The 3,024-nt window shown below is 39.4% G+C and carries 1 protein-coding gene; it reads left to right on the top strand.

All coding sequences use genetic code 11. The features are described 5' to 3' along the window. Window positions 1-45 precede the first annotated feature (45 nt). A partial coding sequence (locus tag BVH04_RS24855; protein WP_140160672.1) for a malectin domain-containing carbohydrate-binding protein occupies window positions 46-3,024 on the top strand: 2,979 nt, incomplete at its 3' end.

Genomic DNA, 3,024 nt, shown 5'->3' with positions numbered 1-3,024 from the left:
TTTTTTTTTTAAGCCTACCTGGTCCAACCTTAATAATTGTTATTTATGAAGAGTTTTTACAAATCGCTCGCCACCCTTATTCTCTTTTTTGTAGGGTTCCTTCTATTCAGTTCCTTTGAGCTCAAAGGAATGCTTTCAGAAAAGAATTCCTTTTCTTCAAATGGTCAATTTCTGGAAAAGTACCACGGAGACTTTGACTTTGATGGTTCGGAGAAATTAGCTCCTTGTGGAGGAATAAGTCCGTTGGATTGTTCAGAAATTAAAAGAACGCTCCCTATAAATTTAGATTTCACTCTTGATCAAGGGGGATTGTCTGAAAGTGGGTTTTCAATGACTTTAGAGTCAAGCAAGTTTATGGCTCCATACCTTTCTTTAACATCTTATGACCCTACCCGAATCTCAAGAGATGGTTCGGGCTTAACCATAACTAGCACAAGAGGAATTTTTTTTAGTCAGCAGTCAGATCAGGGATCACCTTCATCTGGAAATACTAATACTCAAGTAAATGCTCTGGGTGCGGGTCTAGATGTTTCTAATCAGATATATAGTATTTCTGCTACACTGGATAATCCAGATTTTTCTGTTAGCTCAGGTAACTCCTCTCAACAGGCTGGGATTTGGTTTGGTATTGATGAGGACCACTATGTGAAGCTGGCCATAGTGAAAACTTCTTCAACAAATAGAAAAATTCAGCTACAAGTGGAAGATATGGACCAATCTTCCCAAGCGACTGCCTTCTTAGAAATAAATACTTCCGATCTAACTTCCAATTCAGGTGAAATTACTCTAAGACTTGAACTTGACCCTGTCGCTAATACTGCTCAGGGTTTTTTCAGGTTAGGTAACGGTGAAGAAGTGCAGGTGATATCTGCTACTTCAGAACCAAGTATCAGGCCTGTACCAACTTCATATTTTTCTGGTGTAACTTTTGATTCTGAAAATCCAACAGAATTATCTTCATTTGCAGGCATTTTCACTTCTCATAGAAACTCTACAGGAAATCCAATTGTAGCTAACTTTAAGAATTTTTCTATTTCCGAAGTTCAAAGTTCTGAAAACGACATTGTCGATTTTTCTTTTTCAGAGCAAACTGGAGCAGCAACTGTTGATGCTGTCACTAATACAGTTTCCATCGTGGTGGCAAATGGGTCCAACCTAGGTTCACTGATTCCTACAATTGGTATTTCTGTTTCTGCAGTCATTAGTCCTGCATCCGGAGTAGCGCAAGATTTCTCTGTTCCGGTAAATTATACAGTGACAGCAGAAGATGGAACTTCTCAAGTTTGGACAGTCACAGTCACAGAAGCCGCTGGGATTTCACCGATTGCAGTTCCTTTTAGAATGAATGTCTTTGGTGCTGATTATACCAAAGATGGTGACCTTTTTGAGGCTGAAAATACAGATTTTCTCTATACCGCTGAATCCACAATCACTCAGACATCGAACACAGCTTATACCCCGTATTCAGTTCCAGGGGGTCATACCGATCTATATTATCCTAGAAGATTTGGACCTGACTTCGGATACTCTTTACCAATTGCTAATGGGAGTTATACTGTTCGAGTGCACATGGTGGAGAACTTTCAGACTGCGGTAGGTACTAGAATATTTGATATTTTGTTAGAAGATGAAGTAGTTGAAAACGATCTTGATTTAGTAGCTTCATTTGGCAAAGGTGTTTTAGCTCTCAAATCATATGATGTAGTAGTTTCAGATGGTGAGTTGAATCTTAACTTTTTAGCTTCGATTAATAATGGTATTGTTCAAGCTATTGAGGTTCTTCCACTTACTCAAAGTTCTGAAAACAGTATTTTGACTTTTTCATTAGGTGAAGAAACTGGGCCTGCAACCGTGGATCCAATCAATCATACTATTTCTATAGAAGTTTCAACTGGGGCAACAAGTTCCCCTCTGATACCATCAATTACGATCTCCGATTTATCATCAATTAATCCTGCTTCCGGAGTAGCGCAAGATTTCTCTGTTCCTGTAAATTATACAGTGACAGCAGAAGATGGAATTGATCAAGTATGGCAGGTTTTGGTGACAGAATTGACAGCGGCTCCATTTGAAGCAAAAATTAATTTCCAGGACAATATCGTTACGCCTCCTGTTGGATATTCAATAGACTATGGACAAGCCTTTGGCAGCAATACTATTTCAAATAATGGTTCTGAGTTTCAATATGGATGGAAGCTAAAGTCAAGTGGAACACCTATTGATGCTACTGATGGAACTAATGGCGTTGGTAGAAATAGATTTACTTCAGTTGCTGCGTATAACTCTGCATCTAATCAAGGAAAACTTGAAGGTAGCCTAGTTCATTTCCAAGGTGACAATGTCAGAGATAATACCGGTGGAACACTTCAATGGGCAGGAAACAACAGAGGCAATGAATTGATTTGGGAGATTCAAATTCCAGATGGAGTGTATGAAGTGACTCTTGGTTTAGGTGATTTTGGTCCAACTAATTTGGATAGCCGTCACAGTGCAACAGTAGAAGGATTTACAATCATTCCTGCTTTTCAACCGACTCCAGGTCAGGTAAAAACAGAATCAATGATAGTGGAAGTAACTGACGGCTTGTTGACTATCACTGGAGAAGGTGGATATAACTCTAAAATCACCCACATAGAAATCGTCGAAAGCACCGACACGCCTGTTTCTGGAATACTTTCTTTTGATCCCAATTCAGCAATTGCTGAGCTATCACTTAGTGCTACAGGTACTTTAAGCAGCACGCTTTCAGGAATTGGAGCAGGTTCTATAGGGTTGATTATTGATGATATTCTCAATCTGAAAGACAAGACAGTTTTTGGAAACAACGACTGGCTTTCACTTCCTGCAACCGCTGGTCTTGGTGAACTTATTTTTGAAACAAGCGCTATTGATATCGCTAATCCAAATGGAACAACTTTTTCAATTGGAAACACCAGAGCTGATAAAGTTATCGCCACAGCAAAAGGATTTAAGCCAGCTACTTTGGATTTAGCTCTTGACGTAGTTGAGCCACTCAGCATAGAG

The organism is Algoriphagus antarcticus, assembly GCF_002150685.1.
Classification (GTDB): domain Bacteria; phylum Bacteroidota; class Bacteroidia; order Cytophagales; family Cyclobacteriaceae; genus Algoriphagus; species Algoriphagus antarcticus.
This window is presented reverse-complemented; position numbering and strand designations above follow the sequence as displayed.